At 46.0% G+C, this 1782-nt stretch carries 2 protein-coding genes; both read right to left on the reverse strand.

The window, feature by feature from the left end; translation table 11 throughout:
• Positions 1–170: 170 nt before the first annotated feature.
• On the reverse strand, positions 171–407 hold the full coding sequence (locus tag ACR0P9_RS11960; RefSeq protein WP_432620447.1) for a hypothetical protein: 237 nt from the start codon (positions 405–407) through the stop codon (positions 171–173).
• 94 nt (positions 408–501) lie between these two features.
• A partial coding sequence (locus tag ACR0P9_RS11965; protein ID WP_432620449.1) for an MATE family efflux transporter occupies positions 502–1782 on the reverse strand: 1281 nt, incomplete at its 5' end.

The raw sequence follows: 1782 nt of genomic DNA on the forward strand, positions 1-1782 counted from the left end.
ACCTGTGAGCCGAAATATGAAGAGGATTCTCGTCTCTATCATAAGAACTAAATCGAATATAGACAGAAAAAAATCGTGAGTGATATTCACTCACGATTTTTTTGTTGATAGCATACGAATGATGACATTTCCTGCATGTTGAACGTCAGAGGCGACCTGCAAGGCTTCTGCTAATTCAAGGAGAGGAAATTCATGCGTAATAATAGATTCCAGATTCCATTTTTTACACGCCATGTTTTTTTGCACATCGTTGACATCCTCCGGCATATATCCGCCGGAGCCGATAATGCTCTTTTGCAGATTTCTTTTACGGTAATGTAAGCAAAATCTTTTTCATCTAACAGTGTGAGAAAGGCTTCGTCCATGCGAGCTGCCGTATGGAAATATTTGCTCTCTGATTTATTCATGGTTTTGGAAGCTCCTATTTTAGTATATCAGACTATCGAGAGAAACAGAATGACACAGGACATAGAAATCTGTCCAGTTCAGATTTGCAAAAAATTATGAGGGAATCGAGCGTTCTCTGCGCCGCATATCCTGCATTTCTCTGCGAATCATAACAACGCTGACAACGGCGGCTACACCGTCCGCAATAGGACCGGAATATAAAATGCCATCCATACCGAAAAATAGCGGCAGAATCAGAATGAGCGGCAAGAGAAAGAGAATCTGTCGCGTCATCGACAAGAATAAGCCCTTAATAGGCTGTCCAATTGCTGTAAAGAAAGTCGAAGAAATCGGCTGCAAGCAATTTAGGAAGGTGCAGAAGAAGAAAACGCGGAAATACGAGATGGCGAATGCAAAATACAAGGCATCGCCGGAACCAAACAGAGAAGTAATCTGTCGCGGAAACAGCTGAAAGACAATAAACGATGCAACCGAAATGACAAAGCCGCAACGAACAGCAAGATGGTACACCTTGCGGACGCGGGCATACTGCTGTGCGCCATAGTTGAAGCTGGCAATCGGCTGGACAGACTGAGACAAACCAATAATAACAGAGAAAAAGATCTGATTGACTTTCGTAATGATACCAGCACACGCCAGCGGAATTTCTTCACCATATATGGACATGGCACCGTAATGCGTCAAGGATTTGTTCAAGGCGATTTGAACGACGGTCATAGCAATCTGATTGAAGCTCTGTGCGGCACCCAGCGCGGCAACGCGGCATACATAGTCCTTGCGAGGACGAAAATGCTGGCGTGTGAGATGCACGGTCTTATAGTGCATCAGATAGCGAATGGCTAAGATGGCAGACACGATTTGACCGATAATGGTGGCCAGAGCAGCACCTGCCATGCCCCAATCTAAGCCGAAAATAAAGATCGGATCTAAGATCAAGTTAATGATGGCACCGACCAGATTGCATGTCATGGTAAAGCGCGGGCTGCCGTCAGCGCGAATCAGATGTCCGCCGCCGGTAGCCAAAATCAAAAACGGAAAGCCAAAGGATGTAATGGCGGTATATGTTCTTGCATAGCCCAAAATATCTTCTGTTGAGCCGAAGAATTGCAGCATTGGCGTCAGAAACAGATGTGCGACAAGGCAGAGAACGACACCGCAAATGACGAGCATAGAAATGGCATTGCCGACATAAAAGGCGGCCCGTTTGCTGTCGCCTTCTCCCATCGTCAAATTAAAGGCAGAAGCGCCGCCGATACCAAACATCAGTGCAATGGCAATACAAATAGTTGTGAGCGGGAATGCCACGTTTGTCGCAGCGTTGCCGAGCGCACCGATGCTCCAGCCGATAAAGACCTGATCGACAATATTGTACAG

Origin of the sequence: Butyricicoccus sp. (assembly GCF_050872565.1) — a bacterium.
In the GTDB taxonomy this organism is placed as follows: Bacteria; Bacillota; Clostridia; order Oscillospirales; family Butyricicoccaceae; genus Butyricicoccus_A.

Excerpts from the sequence above, each read along its gene's own strand:
- ACR0P9_RS11960 (WP_432620447.1), bottom strand. The coding sequence starts at position 407 with ATGAATAAATCAGAGAGCAAATATTTCCATACGGCAGCTCGCATGGAC.